The organism is Oscillatoria nigro-viridis PCC 7112 (assembly GCF_000317475.1).
GTDB lineage: Bacteria > Cyanobacteriota > Cyanobacteriia > Cyanobacteriales > Microcoleaceae > Microcoleus > Microcoleus nigroviridis.
Window position 1 is genome coordinate 4,755,751 of record NC_019729.1, and the last position, 18,849, is coordinate 4,774,599.

Below are 18,849 nucleotides of genomic sequence, written 5' to 3' on the forward strand. Positions count from 1 at the left end.
TCACCGATCGAATTTCCCGCTTTCAATATCGCAATTCAGGCAATGTTGCCCCCTCTGGTATCAAATTGAAAACGCCTGTATCAACCTCCCAAACTTCGAGGTAAATCTCCTGGTTGGATTTCTGGACGTAAACGACGACGTATAATTCGATATCCCGTGGTCTAAAAAGGGTTGGCTCCTACGATAAACCCGACAAAAACTCTCCTTAATCTGATGTTTTTGATTGTTATTTTTGATTGCATTCAATTTACATTAATGCACTTCTTTATTCTGTCTTAGTCTCAAATCCAGTAATGAATAATTATCATTAGCGGTTGCGCTTAATGGTTATAAAAGCTGCTGAATAAAATCAAATTTAGGACAATTTACTATCAAAAAATCAAGGGGCGTTTGTACTTGCACAGGAGAGGGATTAATGAATACAAACTTAACCACCGCCCGATTAATTGTAGTCCAAGGGCACGGCGCAGTGTCCTGATTTTGGGTAATATCAAATCCGTTGGCATCGTCCTGTATTCATCTCTCTCTTCCCTTTCTCTGTATCCTCTGTGTTCTCTGCGGTTTAATCATTCCGATACAACCGGAATGGATATAACGGGTAAAATAAACCGGATTGGATGGTGAAATTGCCGTCGCGAGTGCGATCGACTCCAACCATCGACAACAAAGCAAAAGAGGACACGGCATTGCCGTTCCCCTACCCAAAAAATAGCAACTAAAGTGTTTAACAATTACCAAAAAAAAGGACACAGTAATACTATGTCCTTACCTCTGTATTGTAGGGACACAGCATTGCTGTGTCCCTAACCGTACCGATATCCCGATTAGGATTCTTGCCGTTTAGAACAAGAACAATTCAGAATTACCGGAAACTCCCAAATTGACATCGACAGTGGCAAACAAACTGTTACCACCAACCGTAGAACCGTTGCTATCGTAATACAGCTTGGTAGACGCAGACAAACTGTCGTAGATAGCCATGATGGACGGCCCGGTTAAAGTTGCTTCAAACACAGTTACATCAGACACTGTGCTGCTGTAAGCGTAGAAACTCGAACCCAAAGGCCCAGAGCCGGTCGTAAAGGCTGCAAAACCAGTTTTGTCGAGGTTAATTACATCATCAGCAATGCTGTAATTGGTAATTATATCCCCGCCGTCAGCAGTAGTTCCGGTGAACACAAACACATCCAAACCAGCACCGCCGTTGAGAACATTGGTTCCCACACCACCGATTAAAGTGTCATTCCCGATGCCGCCGTTGAGAGTATCGCTACCGCCACCGCCGAAGAGGCTGTCATTACCATCGTCGCCGGAAATGCTGTCGTTACCCAAACCGCCGTCGAAAATGTCGGCACCAGAACCGCCGCTGAGGATGTCAGCAAACTCAGTACCAGTGACGCTGTTAGCACTCGCATCTCCGGTAAACAAGACAGGAGTAGTGAAGTTGTAACCGCCAGCACCTGAACCGAAATTGTTAAAGGCGACGGGGAAAGTGTTCCCAGCAGCAGTTAAATCGGCAACGCTGCCTGAGTTGGTAGTAGTACCAGTGGGAGAAGAGGCGATCGTACCTGTAAATACAAAGTCCGCCGTTCCCAGATTGCTAGCAGCCGTACCCAGATTCGCAATCAAGGTAGAACCACCGGCCACCGTACCGTTCGAGTCAAAATACAACACAGTCTCGTTCGACGCATTCGTAAAGGCGAAGAAACCAGCAGTTGTAGAATTGCCCAGGGCTGTAGCTTGTGCCTGTTCCAAAGAAGCATAACTGCCCTGAGTGAAAATCACTAACTCTTTGCCAGTAATGTCCGGAGTTGAACCGCTAACACCGTCAAAGTTAGTCGTCGTCAAATTCCCGAAAGCGCTCGCGCTAAACTCGAATTTGTCTGCCCCAACAGTAAAGTCGGTAATTGTATCGCCGCCTTCACCTGCTGCTTTGTAAACAAACAGATCCGCACCAGCACCGCCAGTCAGAACATCTGCACCCGAACCGCCGCTGAGGATGTCAGCAAACTCAGTACCAGTGACGCTGTTAGCCTTCGCATCTCCGGTAAACAAGACAGGAGTAGTGAAGTTGTAACCGCCAGCACCTGAACCGAAATTGTTAAAGTCGCTTGGGAAAGTGTTCCCAGCAGCAGTTAAATCGGCAACGCTGCCTGAGTTGGTAGTAGTACCAGTGGGAGAAGAGGCGATCGTACCTGTAAATACAAAGTCCGCCGTTCCCAGATTGCTAGCAGCCGTACCCAGATTCGCAATCAAGGTAGAACCACCGGCCACCGTACCGTTCGAGTCAAAATACAACACAGTCTCGTTCGACGCATTCGTAAAGGCGAAGAAACCAGCAGTTGTAGAATTGCCCAGGGCTTTAGCTTGTGCCTCTTGCAAAGAGGCATAACTGCCCTGAGTGAAAATCACTAACTCTTTGCCTGTAATGTCCGGAGTTGAACCGCTAACACCGTCAAAGTTAGTCGTCGTCAAATTCCCGAAAGCACTGCTGACAAACTGGAATTTGTCTGCCCCAACAGTAAAGTCGGTAATTGTATCGCCGCCTTCACCTGCTGCTTTGTAAACAAACAGATCCGCACCAGCACCGCCAGTCAGAACATCTGCACCCGAACCGCCGCTGAGGATGTCAGCAAACTCAGTACCAGTGACGCTGTTAGCCTTCGCATCTCCGGTAAACAAGACAGGAGTAGTGAAGTTGTAACCGCCAGCACCTGAACCGAAATTGTTAAAGTCGCTCGGATAAGTGTTCCCAGCAGCAGTTAAATCAACAACGCTGCCTGAGTTGGTAGTAGTACCACTATCAGGAGATGCGATCGTACCTGTAAATACAAAGTCCGCCGTTCCCAGATTGCTAGCAGCCGTACCCAGATTCGCAATCAAGGTAGAACCACCGGCCACCGTACCGTTCGAGTCAAAATACAACACCGTTTCGTTCGACGCATTCGTAAAGGCGAAGAAACCAGCAGTTGTAGAATTGCCCAGGGCTTTAGCTTGTGCCTCTTGCAAAGAGGCATAACTGCCCTGAGTGAAAATCACTAACTCTTTGCCAGTAATGTCCGGAGTTGAACCGCTAACACCGTCAAAGTTAGTCGTCGTCAAATTCCCGAAAGCGCTGGCACTAAACTCGAATTTGTCAGTTCCAGACTTAAAGTCGGCAATTTTATCGCCGCCTTCTTTAGTTGTCCTGTAAACAAACAGATCCGCACCACTGCCACCGCTTATGACATCCAAACCGAGGCCGCCGGTGATGGTATCGTTGCCGTCGCCGCCCTTGAGGGTATCGTTAAAGTTGCTGCCGACAATCTTGTCATCGCCTGCTAAACCATCGTAATTAACTGCAGCCGGATAAGTGCCGAAATCCACATTGTCAGGGCCGGCAGTACCGACAGGAACATTTAGTGGCGTGCCTGTGAAGACAAAGTTACTGACTTGCAGGCGAATGTTGAGTGAGAAACTGGTGACAATTTCAAAGCGCGCCCCAACAGAAAATACCAGTACGGAACGGCCCGTAGCGGCATCTGTAAACTGACAGAAAGTAGGCGCGTCTAGGTTGCCACCCAAAGCTAAAAACCGCGCTTGCAAAGACGTGATGCTGTTAACAGTGATGTCCGCGCTGAAGTCGAGCAAGTTAGCGCTGCCGATCGACCCAACAGCAGAAGTAGCAGTAATCTCCAGTCGGGTCAAGCTAGAAACACTGAGATTACCAAAAGCTGCCGTAGAAAGCTCTAAAACATCGTCATTGACATTAAAGTCAGTAATCAAGTCAGCTTCTGCAACTGTTTGAATCTCTTGGCGGGAAGTCTGGTAAATAAAGCGATCCTTTCCAGCACCTCCACTGAGAATATTGGTTCCTAGACCACCTTCGATCTCGTCATCATCATCGCCGCCTTTAATTGTGTCGTTGCCCAAGCCTCCTTTTATTTTGTTTTTGCCTTTACCGACTTCGATCTCGTCATCATCATCGCCACCGTCGATCTCGTTATCGCCATCGCCGGCTTTAATTTTGTCGTTGCCTTTGCCTGCTTTTATTTTGTTTTTGCCTAGGCCGACTTCGATATCGTCATCGTCATCGCCGCTGTCGATCTCGTTATCGCCATCGCCGCCTTTAATTGTGTCCTTGCCCAAGCCACCGATGATTTTGTCTTTGAGCTTACCGCCTGTAATGTTATCGTCACCATCGCTGCCTTCGATGTCGTTATCCAGCGTCGCAGAACCGACAATAACTTGAGATTGTGTGGTGCCACCAAACTTAAAGACATTTCGCTCGACATTCAAGCTAAAACGCTGGTTGGTGAGAGCGTTTTTGCCGTTGCTAACTTCAAAACCAAAACTAAGCGCACCGATAAAACCTACTGCCGCTTTGAAAGTTAACGAGCCTGCGTTAATGTCTGCTTGAGTGAAGGTAAAACCGACTTGTGTTACGGCGACTCCCTTAAAGAATAGTTGGCCGGTTTTAGCATCGGGCAGGTCGGTTAGCTTAAAGACTGTGTTGCTGGGACCTTGTTCGGCATCGACAAACCGCAATAACTCAGGAGTAATAGTTTGCTCGCCGCCGCTGGAACCAGCAGTCAGGGTCTTATTAACTTCCGCTCGCGGAGGGTTAAAAATCGGGTTCGGAGTTGGAGTTGGAGTTGGAGTTGGAGTTGGAGTTGGAGTTTGACCATTAACTCCCAAAAAGTCCCCAGCATCGATAAGCGTTGCGTTGACATTCAACAATAGCGCCAGCGCGAAGTTATTGACCCGAATTTCGGTATTGCCACCGACTTGTATAAAAGTCAAGCTGCTAAAGTTCAAGTCGCCAAACAGTAGAAACTTGTCCAGCTTGTCTTCGAAGTCAGCGATGACTGCAGTTGCCCCAGAGGTACTGTTACTCACGACATAAACGTCATTTCCAGCACCGCCGATACAGGTATGGTTGCCAGTTCCGCCCATCAGCGTATCGTTGCCATCGCCGCCCATCAGCGTATCGTTGCCATCGCCGCCGCCAACAACGCTGTCGTCGCCCTGGCCGCCGTCTGCCATATCATTGCCGTCGCCAGTAACGAGGGTATCGTCGCCGCCACCCCCCATCACGGTATCGTCGCCGGCACCGCCGCTAACGCTGTCGTCGCCGTCGTCGCCTGCACAGTTGTCGCTGCCGGCACCGCCGATCACGGTATCGTCGCCGATGCCGCCGCTAACGCTGTCGTCGCCGTCGTCGCCTGCACAGTTGTCGCTGCCGGCACCGCCGATCACGGTATCGTCGCCGGTGCCGCCGCTAACGCTGTCGTCGCCGTCGTCGCCTGCACAGTTGTCGCTGCCGGCACCGCCGATCACGGTATCGTCGCCGATGCCGCCGCTAACGCTGTCGTCGCCGTCGTCGCCTGCACAGTTGTCGCTGCCGGCACCGCCGATCACGGTATCGTTATCTTTGCCGCCGTTAACGGTATCGTTGCCGTCGCCGCCGCTAACGTTGTCCTTGCCTGTGTCACCCCTGACGGTATCGTTGCCTTCGCCACCCTCGCATTTGTCGTCACCTTTGCCGCCGTAGATGCTATCGTTGCCGGCGCCGCCGTCAACGTCATCATCTCCTTCGTTGCCGTGCACCCAGTCATCGCCGTCATCGCCTTTGCAGATGTCGTTGCCAGTACCGCCAAAAAGGCTGTCCTCGTCTTTACCGCCGTTAATGGTGTCGTTGCCTTTGCCACCCTTAACCTTGTCTTTATCGCGATCGCCCTTTATTTCATCGTCGTCATCGCCGCCATCGCAATCGTCGTCACCTTTACCGCCGTAGATTTTATTTTTTTTGCCAGGGTTCCCTTTGATTTTGTCCTTGCCTTTTTTGCCGTATATCTCCTCGTTATCGCCGGTGGCGACAATTACGTCATCGTCATCAGTACCGAATAGGGTTCGGCGGCGATCGATGCCGCTGCCATCATCCTTGCCCGCACCTTCTTCGGGTATGCCGTTAAATTGAGCTATTGAGCTGTTATCAGCAGCACCTGTTTTGGATGCACCGTTAGACCGATCCGGAAATAAGGCGTTAATGTCGGCGGTGTTTTCGGTGAGCGCTACCTGAATTACCTTGGCTAAGTCCGGAGCGGAATTTGGAGGGCTGTTTTTGCCTAAATCCCCCACAGGATTTTGTGTTTCATTTTGAGCGAGAAAAAGTGTTCCCTGTCCTTCTTCTTCTAAAAACGTTGTTACGTCTGGTTCCATTGTTGATATTTCCCAAAAAATGGTAAGATTCTTAGAATCAATTTATCAGCAAACAGGAGGCTGCAGAAGATTTTTTTTAACTTCATGCTTTCGCCTGCTAGAGGAGCTGGTTTCCTCATCTTTACTCTTATAGATGCCACTTCAACCGCAAGGTTTTTTTCGCTCTGTTGCGAGTTTTATATTCGGCAATTGCGTACCAAAATTAATTGATATGCAACCTACACTGTAATTACTGCGCCGAAGCGCCGAGCATTTGAGATGTTCTCCGTAATTTCTACAGTAAGCTGCGCCGCAGGGCCCCTGATTGTAGATTCTCTACGTAACTTCTACAGTGAATTAGCTCAATTTAACTCGCAACTGACAACTCCTAAATAACTACCCAAAACCTGTATCCCCCAAATTCTACCCTTGCTTTTTTTCCGATCTAGGCTGGGTGTATTGAAGTTTTGTAACACTCCCAGCTTTGACAAATCCTTCCCTGACTTAGGATTTGAATCTCTTTCCTAAACGACAGCACTCTCCTAATTTTAGTTCCCGATGAGTAATTAGAAATTTAGATAATTCGCCCAGGCAAATATTTGTTCTAATTTTTAGTTGCACAATTTTCTCTCGATTCGAGGAAACCTCGCGAACTGAGAATTTGTTTTTTTTCGGATTAATACTAAGAGTTCTGCAAAAATATATCTATCTCAAGACAGATTGCCAAATTTGCTAAAAAGTAGTATGCACGCAGGAGTCGTTTTTGGTGACAGTTGCAAGCTCGATCGGCATTTTGAGCGGGCACGACCCGCGGCGAGGCTGCGAAACCCTGTTGCTTTGTAGAGGCTTCGCTACCAAATCCAATAATTCTCCGAGAAACCGGCTTGATGAGGCGTAATCCTCTAGATGCCCAAAATAATGGTTTCTGGAGAGTACCGGAATAATTTGGTTGCCGTTGTATTGTTGAGAGTTCTTGGCTGCTTACGTTTATTTTTACTGCTTAACTTTAACTAGATTAAGAGAGTTAAATTCAAAGTTTTCTATATCATAAAAGCGGTAAATTAGCAATAATTTATTAGCAATTATCGACGATCGACTATCGATTACCGATCGCCACTGAGGTCTTAAGCATGAGGGCCCAGGGCTTACGGATGAGAACCCGGGGCTGACCAATTAATTAATTGACACAAAATCAAGATTACACATGGGGGGTTGGTGGTAGAGGATAAGCGGTAAAGACCGATCGACGGATCGAAAAAAAAAATAAAATACTCAACTTTCCCTGCGATATTGCCCTGAAACCGGTTGGCGAGAGCCGAAGTAATTTTAATAAGAACTAGAGATCCGCCTGGTAAAGTGCCTCCAATTTAACTTTACTCAGCAATGAGAAACTCAAGTTCAGGACGAATCTAAAGGGGTCTGCGGTAGAGGTGCAAAATGTTAAAGATAGCAAGATTGGAGAAAATTAGGCTTTCACCGAGCCACAGGGCAATCAAAACTAATAAACTGTTATTAAAGTACAACTTTTATATCCTCAAAGTGTTTGAACAAATATATATCACCCCAGCGATCGCCCGATCGGGGGAAGCGCATTCAGAAACTTTGATTGGAACAGTAAAAATTATTTTGCCGATCGCTATTGCTAGCCGCAAAAACGCAGGCAAATTCAGAATTAAGGCGGGAGGGCGCTAAAGCGGTGAGCCAGGAATTTCAACTCTCAGTCACCCCAGTTGGGGACGACGAATATCTAGTGCGGACAGAAAGGGTTGCACCCGGTGTACCCTTAGCCGAACAACAAGTCCGCTGGCCGATCGACGAATGGCTTGCACTGTCTGCTCAACTGATGAACGACCCGCTGGTGGGCTTGCTCCAGGGAAAAGCAGTACACGGAAGCAGTTTGGCCGGTCGCGGCCTCTCCCGTTCGGGAAACAACTGTGCGCCGAATTTAGTAGCCCTAGGGCAACAATTATACAGCGGGCTGTTTCAAGGAAACTTGCGCGATAGCTGGACTTGCGCTCAAGGCATCGCCCAGCACCGCCGAGAAGTGCTGCAACTGCGACTCGGCCTCAAAGGCCGGCGCTTGCCGCGGCTGCCGTGGGAAGTTCTGCACGCGGGCGATCGCCCTTTGGCAACCGGCACCGATGTCGTGTTTTCTCGCTACCAACCAGGTACAAGTTTATTCAAACAAACCCGGATACTGCCAAGTAGCGGGCCGCTAAAAATTTTAATGGCGATCGCCTCTCCGAGCGATCGAGACAGCTTGCAGCTCAAGCGAGAAGTGCTCCACCTGCAACAAGAACTCCAAAACCGCACCGGTAATCCTCTCAAAAACAGCCCCCATTCCCCGGAAATTCAACTGACTATTCTCGAACAGCCCGATCGAGAACAACTTACCCAAGCCCTAGAACAAGGACACTACCAAGTCCTGCACTACGCAGGCCACAGCAACTTAGGTTCCAGAGGTGGCGAACTCTACCTAGTCAGCAGCCGCACCGGCTTAACCGAAACCCTCAGTGGCGACGACTTAGCTGGATTGCTCGTTAACAACGGTATTCAGATGGCCGTGTTCAACTCCTGCCGCGGCGCCTACGGCGACCCCTCAGACCTCGCGGACGACAGCGCGGAACGGAACTTAACCGAAGCTCTAGTGAAGCGGGGCATTCCGGCAGTGCTAGCAATGGCAGAAAGCATCCCCGACGATGTAGCCCTAACTCTGACGCGGTTGTTTTACCGCAATCTCAATCAAGGCTATCCAGTCGATCTCAGCCTGAGCCGGGCAAGAGCTGGGCTAATTTCTGCCTACGGTTCTCACCAGCTATACTGGGCTTTGCCGATTCTCTACCAGCACCCGGACTTTGACGGCTATTTGACCGGCGGCCCAGCCCACAGTGCCACATCCGGTTCTATGGTGCACATAATCGGGTCGGGAACGCAACCGGCGCTGGGGGGTACAGAATGGAAGGCTCCGTCTTCGGTTTCGGCGATCGCCCCATACCCCCCAATCCCAGCCAATCGATCGCATGAGTCAGACAGTTCTGACGGCGAAGTCTGGGAATACTTTCCCGACCAATTAAAAGATCGCAGGGATTGGGTTCACCAGAACGATCGACCCGATGCTGCTAATTCACCGAACTCACCGACGGCTTCGCCGTCCTCTATTCCTCATTCTGAGTGTTCGGCGATCCAAGCAACTCGCGCCGCTGCAGCGACTCAGAAACCGTTAAAAAAACCGGGGTTGAAAAAATCTGTCGCCCTAATACTTTGCTTATTGCCCGTTGCTTTGAGTGCTGGCTTTTTTGGGTGGCGGTACTCGCACCAGCGAGGAACGAAACCAGAAGAGTTACTGCCGGCGGTACGGACTCCCCTGTCGCAAAATTACCTGCAACAACGTCACTAAAAGCGATCGCCCACTACTGCAATGCTCAATTTAGACCCTCTTGGGCTGGCTCCACACTGGGTGAGGTTTTTGCTGGTCATTCGCGATCGGCTGCCGCTGGCAAAGCGATCGAAAGTATACTGCTCGATCGAATCTCGGACTTACCTCGATCGAGCCGGTTTCTACCCCAAATAAGCACCAGCGCAACCAAGCATCGAGGAAGAAACCGGGTTTCTCGTCGAGAGAGCAAGTCCGAGACTGCTTGATGCAGTATTCGTCAGTTAATTTTAGATTTTATATTTTAGATTTACTCCACAGATGAATCTGGCAGCTTGAACAAGGGTCTAAAATTTTGATCGGTAAACGACAGTTGTCGGGGGGTGGTATCCGTTTTTGGGCCGAGTCATTCGGCAGCCGGAGCATTCGTTATTCGGCACAAGACAATAAAAGCAAGAGTTGTAACAATTAAAAACGTCCTTACCGTCAAGGCGGTTGCTCTATTTCACAATAATTAATTATGGGAGCGGCTGTGAGTTTGACAATCAAGCATCCAGGATACAAGCCCCCGGATTCATCCGTCCAGAAATAAAAACCTGTATCCGATAAAGAGCCGAACGTATTTATCCGTGGGGTCAAGGCTTCAATCTAAAATCTAAAATCTAAAATCTAAAATCGATTGACGCGCCCCTCCAGTTGGTGCATAAATTTTGAGAGTATGGCAGTTTACAGCCCACGAGTGGAAACCAATACATTTCCATCGAAACTCGATGTCGGGAACCGCTGCTAATTTGTAGTGCATCAAACATTTAAGCTGTTGTGCATTTAACTCGGTCTTTTTCAATTCCCCTGTGGAAATAACCTCAAATTCTCTGGCTTGGGGCCGGAGGAGGAAGATTTTCCCGAGTTCCCCCTAGAAATCTACTGATTCCTGGCGAAGTGTTAAGAGTCGCCAAGCAATCTCGCCCGATCGAAACTATTCCCCTCTTAGTGGCTGCCCGATGTTTCTGCCGCCGCGCCCATTGAGTGGGCTTTTAGCTTAAACCCGTTCAACGAAGAGGTGAAATTCCCTTCAATTTTTACCTGATTGCCCTCCCCAGACTGCGTTCTGTGCAAGTTATATGCCCAACACCTTAATAGAAGATTGCTCGTTGGGATTTGGGGTTTTGAGGGGATTTGCAGCCCCAATAATAGGGTTTATACCCTTTGAGATTTGAGATTTGAGATTTGAGATTGAAGAATTGGGAATGACTTATTCCATAAGGGTTTGGAGCTTGCCTTGAGTTGGATTCTTTTTGTAAACTGGTTTTGCAAGTAGCTGGCAGGGGCACCCTTGAACAAGTGCTGCCTTCCCTTGTTGAGGTAAAAGTTAACCCGTGCCGGTAAATGCTTTCGGCAAATTTACAGCGGCCGCGCTCTAGGTATTTCGATTCATGGCTGTCTTGTTTTTACCTTGACCATAGACTCGATCGGGGATTGGTGAATGCAGGGAACAGACTTTACTGTAAAAAAGTAAAGCATTTAATTTGCGACAAGAATTCCCCGCGCGATCGCAAGAGAGGCTTACACAAGGATTTGGGCCGCGAGGAGCAATTATTGTCGCCCTTCGAGCATCCTTACTTGCACCCCCGGTCTTGAGGCCGCAGAAATTTATCCAGAATCTTAATATTCAGAATTCTTAGTATTGACAGTGAAACAAAGTTAATCTAATGTGTTGTAATTGATATAAGTAAAGTCCAATAAGCGAGGTACGGTCAATGGCAGAAACAGCTACAGCACCCTTAACAGGAAAAGGTCTGCTTCAAAAAATCAAAGGCAGTGATTTGCCGCGCAGAGAACTTGCAAAGCTTTGCGGCTACTTCACTGTCAGCAAAAGTGGAGAAACCCGGATTAATCTGGCTGAGTTTTACGATGCAGTGTTAGCTGCTAAGGGCATTGAGCTAGAGAAGTCTAAAGCAGACGGACGCGGGCGAGAAGCGAGTTATCGAGCTAGCGTTCACAAGAATGGTTCGATCGTGATCGGGGCAAATTATACCCAAGAAATGGGATTAAAGCCGGGAGACGAGTTTGAAATTAAGCTCGGATACAAGCACATTCGCTTGATTCAGATCGATGTGGACAGACCGGATGTGGAATTGGATGATGAAGAGGAGGATACAGAAGAATAGAGGCGATGGGGATGCAGTCAGCCGATAGCAAGGCGACTGGATTTGGCATTCGCTACACGAGTATTTGCGCGCCACCCTTCGATTGAACTGATGAGCTGTCTTGACTATTTCTATTTTCTCTTGTCCCGCAAAGACTACAGTGCCTCTGAACTTCGCAAAAAGGGGCAAGAGAAAGGTTTTGGCAATGAGGAAATATTGGAGGCGATCGCGCAAATTCAAGACCGCGGCTATCAGTCCGACACTCGCTTGGTGGCAAACTCGATCGCCTCTGCCGCAGGCAAATACGGGAAGTCGGCCATCAAGCGCAAGTGCCTGCAAAAAGGAATTACCAACGATTTGTTCGAGCAAGTCTGGGAAGAAGAAACTGCCGAAAATCAGGACTCCGAAGCAGAAAAACTGGCCGAATTAAAAGCCAAAGTCATGCGGAAATACAAGATCGATACTTGGGGTAAAGCAGATCCGAAAACCAAGGGCAAAGTCTTGAATTACCTGCAATACAGGGGCTTTAATGCCTTTGAAATTTGGCGGCAGTGGCAAACAGAAGAAGATGACGAGTAAATAGTAGGGCCACGCAAATATGTGCGGCCCAGATAGGCAAGCACAACTACACTGCTGCCGACATGGCTAAAGTGTAAGTCCTGAGTTTTTGTAAATTTATGTCAATCCTCAGCGTTGACTAAATAAGATTCGTACATCTGCCGGTGTCTGGCTAAAAGCTCGAGATATTTCTCGTTGATTTTGGCCAGCATCCATTTCTCTTGAAAAATGGCCGCGGATTCTGCTTTCACCGGATCTGCTTGTAGCGGCAAAATATCTTTTCGAGCGGCGCTTTGCTCTGCAACAGACTTCAGCTTCTGAGGGTTTTGCTGGTATTTTCGGCCGCTTTTGTGGTTGGCGTAGCGACGCGATCGAGTATACCCCATCTGCAAGAACTTGCGGGCCATGTCGGCTCCCACAAAATCTTCGCGATCGAGATACTCTAAAAACAAGGAGTAAATTTTGCTGCTGGACTCCCTGGCAATTTCAGGAGTCTTAAATCTCCAGAAAGGCAGAATTTCTCCTTTGTAGGGTTCAACCAACAGCACTCCCTGTTCTCCTTTCCCTACCCGATAAAGTTCCGGGTGCTGTCGAAAGTCGATGTTCTTAAAATCCGCATGGTAGTCGAACTGCTTCATCGGGCGTTTTCTGTTCTATCTGGCACTATAGAAGCCCGGGGTTTACCTTCGTCTGGTTGAGTGTAAACCCAGGCCCAAGCAATCAAGACAGCTTGAAAAGGCAGCCTGAACCAATACAGTAATTGGTTGTGAGGAATCCCTTCTATCGGAATGTTGTTGACGGCTTGATTGATATTAGCTGGAAACACGGCAATAAACAAGGCAATTAATCCCCACGCCGCCGCCCTGCTGACAGGAGGAACTAACAGCCCAATTCCGCCCAAAATCTCGAAAAAACCGCTGATATAAACTAAGGCTTCCGGGTAAGGAAGCTGGGGCGGCACGATTCGGATAAAAGGTGCGGGCACTGCAAAGTGCAGCACGCCTACAATACTGATAGCTACTGCGAGAATAACTCGCCAAATTTCTTTTTGACTTTTCACGGGCAATCGGTAATTAATAATTGTTAACTTGCTGCGATAATGCTTGCCAAAATTCGCTATCTGCGATCGAGATAACAAGAAAATTGAGCTCCACAAATTCCAGATTTCCGGGTTTGTCTGCTCTTGCTGGTGGCTGTAACGATTTTATGTCGTAGAAAAAGCAGGTTTCTGGGTAACTCCCAGACAAGTTTTCACAGCCCCAAACTGGAGGAAGCGAGAACTGGAATCGAAGGTCTGGGCGTTGACTGCCAAAAACAGCTAGCGTGCATTTTGATAACACGATTTTACTGTCTAGTGCACTTTTGCTGTCTCTATCTTCGGGTAGTAAAACATGATTTTTGTTCCGGCTCTGGCTTCGTCAGCAGCCAAACCAGTGGGGGATTTTCTCGATCGACAAATGCACCACCGCTTAACATTAAATAAATCTTCGCCGCAATTGATGAGTGCGATTGCTGCTAAATTTGACAATCAAGCATCCAGGACACAAGCCCCCGGATTCATCCGTCCAGAAATAAAAAACCTGTATCCGATAAAGGAACCCCAGAATTTATCTCGCGCAAGTCAGTCGATTTTAGATTTTAGATTTTAGATTTTAGATTTACCCCACAGATAAATCTGGGATCTTGAACAAGAGTCTAAAATTTTTATCTTTCCACGACAGGAGTACGTGGCAGCGTATCCGTTTTAGGGCCTTGTCAATGCTTCAATTCTTTAATCTAAAATCTCAAATCGCGCAATCGATTGACCTAGCCTTCGAGCCGCTTCCCTACCCTACCCTACGGGGAACGGGAACCCTTGCGGGAAGATAGCTTTGCTAGCGCGTACCTTGATTGGACTAATTAAGGCGAGTAATTTGTCAAGAACTTTTATGATTATTTAATATTTGCGCTTTGAGAATTATTGGGAGAGGCAATTCGGGAACGCTCCGTAATTAAAATTACCATCTAAAGTTTGACTTTTGTCAACTTTCCACAGATGTTAGAATGAAATTATCGAATTTGCTAAAAAGTCGATCGTCGTAGCAACTCTCAAAGCATCCTGCTGGAATTCAAAATAGTCACTCCTAGGCAGGAACTTTTTAGCCACCACATTATTCAAAAATATTGAGCCTCCAAGGGCTGTGTCATTTTTATCTACACGCAATCAATCACCGACGACCATGAACACCTCACTAAACACCTCTAAATTTGGCATTAACCGGATGCTGCGACAATCGCTGTTGCTCGGCATCATTTCTGCCGCAGCTTTAGCTAGCGGATGGGCGCCCGGTTTGTACAGACAATCCCCAAACCTCGTTTTCGGAGCAGCAGCCCAAGCTCAAGAAATTAGCAGCGAGGAAATTACTAGCTACGCTCGCGCTGTGTTGGCTATAGAACCCAAACGGCTGGGAGCCTCTCAAGAAATTAAAGGAATAGCAGGAGGCTCGGTGCCGCGGGTGGTGTGCAACGAAACTAGCCAAATCAACAGGCTGTCTGGAAATGTTCGCGGTATAGTGGTAAATTACTGCGATCAAGCTAAAAAAATTATCGAAACCAATGGTTTGACAGTTAGTCGCTTCAACCAGATCACTTTGCTCCAGCAAGCGAATCCGGCAATCAAACAGCAAATTCAAGCCGAGCTCCTGCGACTGCAACAAGCGGGCAATAAATAAGCTTGAGGGTTTGAGTCTTTCTTCCTCTCCCGTTCTATTAGACTTCTCCAGAAAAGCAAGTCTTGGGCAGGCAGGATGCCTACCCTACAAGAATTATTGGAGATTTCAATTGTTTAAGTTACTGGACGATATGCAAAAATTTTAGAAAAAAGCGCGATCGTCTGCAATAAAGTGCTTGACAAAATAACATAAATTTGGTAATAAAGCCAGAACGGGAGCGGTCAGAGAGATGAATATTTTTCAACTGGCTGTAAATCGCAATCAGATATAGCGATCGCCAAGGCGATTAAGACGTTTTTAATTTCTGAAACATGAGCTGAAGATTGGAACTTCAGTCTTCCTTATTCCTTCGGCTATAAAAAAATATTCCTCAAAAACTAGATGAGCAGTGAATTGCTCTGAGGAATAGAATATAAAAATGCTAACATTCACAAAACATTTACCAGCAAATCCCGATGCTGTTGTCAGCTTTACTTTACCGATGACAGCCGACGATCGCACTCGCAGCCGCCACCGATTCGAGACGGAGACGGGGGAAAGGCTGCACCTGAGTTTGCCCAGAGGTACGGTACTGCGCGATCGAGATTTATTGCAGTCAGAAGACGGTAGTTGTTTGGTACTGGTAAGTGCAAAACCCGAACTGGTGCTGACAGCGCGGGCATCAAGTCCGCTGCTACTGATGCGGGCGGCTTATCATTTAGGAAACCGCCACGTAGCTTTAGAAATTGCCGATAATTATTTAAGACTTTCTCCCGACTCAGTTTTGCAGGGAATGCTAGAAAAAATGGGTTTGGAAGTAACAGAGGAAATTGTGCCGTTTCAGCCGGAAACGGGGGCTTACGGGCACAGCCATTAGATTTTAGATTTTAGATTTTAGATTTTAGATTTTAGATTTACTCACACCGATGAATCCGAGGCTTATGACCAAATTGGTTTCGGTCATTCAACAAAGAAGAAGTCAACAGTCAACAGTCAACAGTCAACAGTCAACAGTCAACAGTCAACAGTGAACAATCAACTTTTATCTTTGTTGCAGCTAGCTTTTGCACCTGTCGGAGCTTATAGTTATTCTGAGGGAATCGAAAGTCTGGTAGAAACCGGTGCGATCGACAGCGAGATTACTTTGAGGAATTGGTTAGAAAATTCGCTGCAATTCGGGGCTGTTAGAGTAGAAGCCGCTGTGGTGGTAAGGGCTTTGAGGGCGGCACAGATGGGGGATTTGACGGCTTTGAATTACTGGAATGCTTGGGCGACTGCTGCTAAGGAAACAGAAGAGTTGCGCTTGCAAAGTTGGCAAATGGGGCGGACTTTGGTCAGGTTGCTGCTGGATTTGCGTGAAGCGAAGCTATCCGGCAGGGAATCGCCAGTTGCTTCTGGGTTAACAACAAGTGTAAAAGATTTGGTGGAATTTGGCAGCAATCAGTGCAATTTTGCGATCGGCTTTGGCATTGCCGCCGCCAACTGGCAGATTGAAGAGGAAGCGGCCGTGTTAGGATATTTGTACAGTTGGGCTGCAAATTTGGCGAGTGCGGGCGTGAAACTGATTCCCCTCGGTCAAACATCCGGTCAACAGTTACTGTTAGATTTGCAATCGCAAATTAGTTGCACGGCGCGAGAAGTTTTACAATTAGAAGATGATGACCTTGGCAGTTGCAGTTGGGGATTAGGACTGGCTAGCATGGCGCACGAAACTCAGTACACTCGATTGTTTCGCAGTTAAAAATCAGACAATCCCAAATCCCTCAATCCCAAATCCAAAATCAGACAATCGAAAATCGAAAATCGAAAATCGAAAATCGCTATACGGCGCGAGAAGTTTTACAATTAGAAGATGATGACCTTGGCAGTTGCAGTTGGGGATTGGGACTGGCTAGCATGGCCCACGAAACTCAGTACACTCGGTTGTTTAGGAGTTGAAAATCAGACAATCCCAAATCCCTCAATCCCAAATCCAAAATCAGACAATCGAAAATCGAAAATCGAAAATCGAAAATCGCTATACGGCGCGAGAAGTTTTACAATTAGAAGATGATGACCTTGGCAGTTGCAGTTCGGGATTGGGACTGGCTAGCATGGCGCACGAAACTCAGTACACTCGATTGTTTCGCAGTTAAAAATCCCTCAATCCAAAATCTAATTAGTAAGGTGCGTCAGAACCCCAAAGCCTCGATAATCGTTCCATAACTCCGTCTGACGCACCCTACAACTACAACTCGGTTATTTCGCAGTTAAAAATCAGACAATCTAAAATCTAAAATCTAAAATCTAAAATCGCTATGGGTGCTTTTCGTATAGGAATTGCTGGGCCGGTTGGTTCGGGAAAAACTGCTTTACTTGATGCTTTGTGCAAGTCGCTGCGGCAGCAGTACCAGATTGCGGTTGTTACTAATGATATCTATACTCAGGAAGATGCACAGTTTTTGGTTCGGAGTCAAGCTTTAGAGAGCGATCGAATTTTGGGCGTAGAAACAGGAGGCTGTCCCCACACAGCCATCCGCGAAGATGCTTCCATTAACTTAGTAGCGATAGAAGAGTTAGAACACAAATTCACGGATTTAGATTTAGTATTTGTCGAAAGCGGCGGCGATAATTTGGCCGCAACGTTTAGCCCGGAGTTAGTAGATTTAACAATTTACGTAATCGATGTCGCGGCGGGCGATAAAATTCCGCGCAAAGGCGGGCCAGGAATTACTAAATCAGATTTATTAGTGATTAATAAAATAGATCTCGCGCCTTTGGTGGGAGCAGATTTGGGCGTGATGGAACGGGACGCGAAAAAAATGCGGGGGGAAAAACCTTTTGTTTTTACTAACTTGAAGATAAAGGAAGGATTAGAATCGGTAGTTAACTTTGTTAAGTTGAATATTGCATAGATGGAGAAAACATGGTATAACGTAAATAAAGTGACACGGCTCGCAATTAACCGTGAAAACCTCTCCAGACAAATATAGTCTGCTTGAGTCGCGGGAGTGTCAAAAAAATCTCGTTCTAGTTTTGCCGTTTAATGACTACCAAGTAAGTTATGCTGAGTTGTTATGATGCAGCCAAATACTTTTTGGCTCAGGCAAGTGAAGATGCTGGCGATCTGATATCTAATCTCAAGCTTCAGAAGTTGGTTTACTATGCTCAAGGGTTTCATTTAGCTTTGTACGATGAACCGCTATTTCCTGAAGCGATAGAAGCATGGACTCACGGGCCGGTTGTTCCTGACTTGTACCGTTACTATAAAAAGTATGGTGCTGGTGCAATTCCATGTCCTGAAGATATAGACTTTTCGATTTACGACGAAGAAACTAAGAGCCTGCTTGATGAAGTTTATTCTGTGTTTGGACAGTTTGCTGCATGGAAGTTAGGCAAAATGACACAGGAAGAAGAACCCTGGAAATTTGCAGCTCAAAATAGCGGTAAAATCACTCATCAATCCCTGAAGGAATACTTCAAGACTCAACTCAATTGTGAAGAAGCATCTTAAGGCAAATCAACGCCAAGAAAAAGGGAAAAGGCTCTCACTTAGAGAAACTGTTGATGTACCGCCAGAGCAGCAGTCACCTCTATTTTCTTTGCGATACATGAATAAAGATTACTCTCTTTCTCAATGCACAAAAGATGAAAAGGCTGCTTTTGCAGATACGCTCTACAAATTAAATCAGCTTACCTGGAGTGAGATTAATGCTTGTACCCGTCACGGATTGGGCTACGAGAAGATAGCCCGAAGTTCCATTAGAGCACCTATTCCCAGCCATCTTAAGGATGATGTAAATTTTATTGCTTTTCGGTTTTTCGGGAAGGCTCCGATGGTTGGTTATCGGGATGGGGCTGTGTTTTATGTTATTTGGTTGGACAGGGGTTTTACGCTTTACCCTCATTAAAAAGAACTCGT

Annotated in this window: 16 protein-coding genes and 1 pseudogene; 14 read left to right on the forward strand and 3 right to left on the reverse strand. The window is 47.2% G+C overall.

Translation table 11 applies throughout. From position 1 onward, the window contains the following. Positions 1–840: 840 nt before the first annotated feature. The gene (locus OSC7112_RS20005; protein ID WP_015177608.1) at positions 841–6,201 is read right to left on the reverse strand and encodes a cadherin-like domain-containing protein; all 5,361 of its coding nucleotides are present in this window, start codon (positions 6,199–6,201) and stop codon (positions 841–843) included. A 1,416-nt stretch (positions 6,202–7,617) separates the two neighbouring features. Between OSC7112_RS20005 and OSC7112_RS20010 the strand changes: the two genes are divergently transcribed. The 5 genes from OSC7112_RS20010 to OSC7112_RS20025 all read left to right on the forward strand — a co-directional run bounded on the left by OSC7112_RS20010 (position 7,618) and on the right by OSC7112_RS20025 (position 12,279). Then, positions 7,618–7,872, forward strand: coding sequence for a hypothetical protein (locus tag OSC7112_RS20010; RefSeq protein WP_015177609.1), 255 nt, complete (start codon positions 7,618–7,620; stop codon positions 7,870–7,872). 4 nt (positions 7,873–7,876) lie between these two features. Continuing rightward, positions 7,877–9,577 (forward strand): CHAT domain-containing protein, encoded by a 1,701-nt coding sequence (locus tag OSC7112_RS20015; RefSeq protein ID WP_015177610.1) that lies wholly within the window; start codon positions 7,877–7,879, stop codon positions 9,575–9,577. A 21-nt stretch (positions 9,578–9,598) separates the two neighbouring features. Continuing rightward, positions 9,599–9,751 carry a hypothetical protein gene (locus OSC7112_RS39950; RefSeq protein WP_015177611.1) on the forward strand — a complete coding sequence of 51 codons (153 nt, stop codon included), beginning with the start codon at positions 9,599–9,601 and terminating at the stop codon, positions 9,749–9,751. A gap of 1,559 nt (positions 9,752–11,310) precedes the next feature. After that, positions 11,311–11,721: an AbrB/MazE/SpoVT family DNA-binding domain-containing protein gene (locus OSC7112_RS20020; protein WP_015177612.1), complete on the forward strand. Its 411-nt coding sequence runs from the start codon at positions 11,311–11,313 to the stop codon at positions 11,719–11,721. Positions 11,722–11,811: 90 nt separating this feature from the next. Further along, positions 11,812–12,279, forward strand: a complete 468-nt coding sequence (locus OSC7112_RS20025) for a regulatory protein RecX (protein WP_041622638.1) — start codon at positions 11,812–11,814, stop codon at positions 12,277–12,279. A 101-nt stretch (positions 12,280–12,380) separates the two neighbouring features. On the opposite strand, the gene OSC7112_RS20030 is transcribed toward OSC7112_RS20025, so the two are convergent. Together OSC7112_RS20030 and OSC7112_RS20035 are read right to left on the reverse strand one after the other, a co-directional pair. Beyond that, positions 12,381–12,896, reverse strand: a complete 516-nt coding sequence (locus OSC7112_RS20030; RefSeq protein WP_015177614.1) for a DUF4385 domain-containing protein — start codon at positions 12,894–12,896, stop codon at positions 12,381–12,383. Beyond that, positions 12,893–13,414 carry a DoxX family protein gene (locus OSC7112_RS20035; protein WP_317623911.1) on the reverse strand — a complete coding sequence of 174 codons (522 nt, stop codon included), beginning with the start codon at positions 13,412–13,414 and terminating at the stop codon, positions 12,893–12,895. The genes OSC7112_RS20030 and OSC7112_RS20035 overlap by 4 nt, the downstream gene beginning before the upstream one ends. A 235-nt stretch (positions 13,415–13,649) precedes the next feature. On the opposite strand from OSC7112_RS20035, the gene OSC7112_RS20045 reads away from it, so the two are divergent. The 9 genes and pseudogenes from OSC7112_RS20045 to OSC7112_RS20080 all read left to right on the forward strand — a co-directional run bounded on the left by OSC7112_RS20045 (position 13,650) and on the right by OSC7112_RS20080 (position 18,838). Further along, positions 13,650–13,907, forward strand: coding sequence for a hypothetical protein (locus tag OSC7112_RS20045; protein WP_015177616.1), 258 nt, complete (start codon positions 13,650–13,652; stop codon positions 13,905–13,907). Positions 13,908–14,477: 570 nt separating this feature from the next. Further along, on the forward strand, positions 14,478–14,969 hold the full coding sequence (locus OSC7112_RS20050) for a DUF4168 domain-containing protein (protein ID WP_015177617.1): 492 nt from the start codon (positions 14,478–14,480) through the stop codon (positions 14,967–14,969). 418 nt (positions 14,970–15,387) lie between these two features. Continuing rightward, positions 15,388–15,825: an urease accessory protein UreE gene (ureE, locus tag OSC7112_RS20055; RefSeq protein ID WP_015177618.1), complete on the forward strand. Its 438-nt coding sequence runs from the start codon at positions 15,388–15,390 to the stop codon at positions 15,823–15,825. A gap of 150 nt (positions 15,826–15,975) precedes the next feature. Next, positions 15,976–16,689 (forward strand): urease accessory protein UreF, encoded by a 714-nt coding sequence (locus tag OSC7112_RS20060; RefSeq protein WP_015177619.1) that lies wholly within the window; start codon positions 15,976–15,978, stop codon positions 16,687–16,689. A 98-nt stretch (positions 16,690–16,787) separates the two neighbouring features. Beyond that, positions 16,788–16,886, forward strand: a pseudogene (locus OSC7112_RS42590) (urease accessory protein UreF); the annotation flags it as partial. After that, complete coding sequence (locus OSC7112_RS42430; RefSeq protein WP_041622640.1) at positions 16,883–17,083, forward strand: hypothetical protein; 201 nt, start codon at positions 16,883–16,885, stop codon at positions 17,081–17,083. The pseudogene OSC7112_RS42590 and the gene OSC7112_RS42430, both read left to right, overlap by 4 nt. Positions 17,084–17,245: 162 nt before the next feature. Continuing rightward, on the forward strand, positions 17,246–17,842 hold the full coding sequence (gene ureG / locus OSC7112_RS20070; protein WP_015177620.1) for an urease accessory protein UreG: 597 nt from the start codon (positions 17,246–17,248) through the stop codon (positions 17,840–17,842). A gap of 149 nt (positions 17,843–17,991) precedes the next feature. Then, positions 17,992–18,441: a Panacea domain-containing protein gene (locus OSC7112_RS20075; protein ID WP_015177621.1), complete on the forward strand. Its 450-nt coding sequence runs from the start codon at positions 17,992–17,994 to the stop codon at positions 18,439–18,441. Beyond that, the gene (locus OSC7112_RS20080) at positions 18,425–18,838 is read left to right on the forward strand and encodes a hypothetical protein (protein ID WP_015177622.1); all 414 of its coding nucleotides are present in this window, start codon (positions 18,425–18,427) and stop codon (positions 18,836–18,838) included. The genes OSC7112_RS20075 and OSC7112_RS20080 overlap by 17 nt, the downstream gene beginning before the upstream one ends. Positions 18,839–18,849 lie beyond the last annotated feature (11 nt).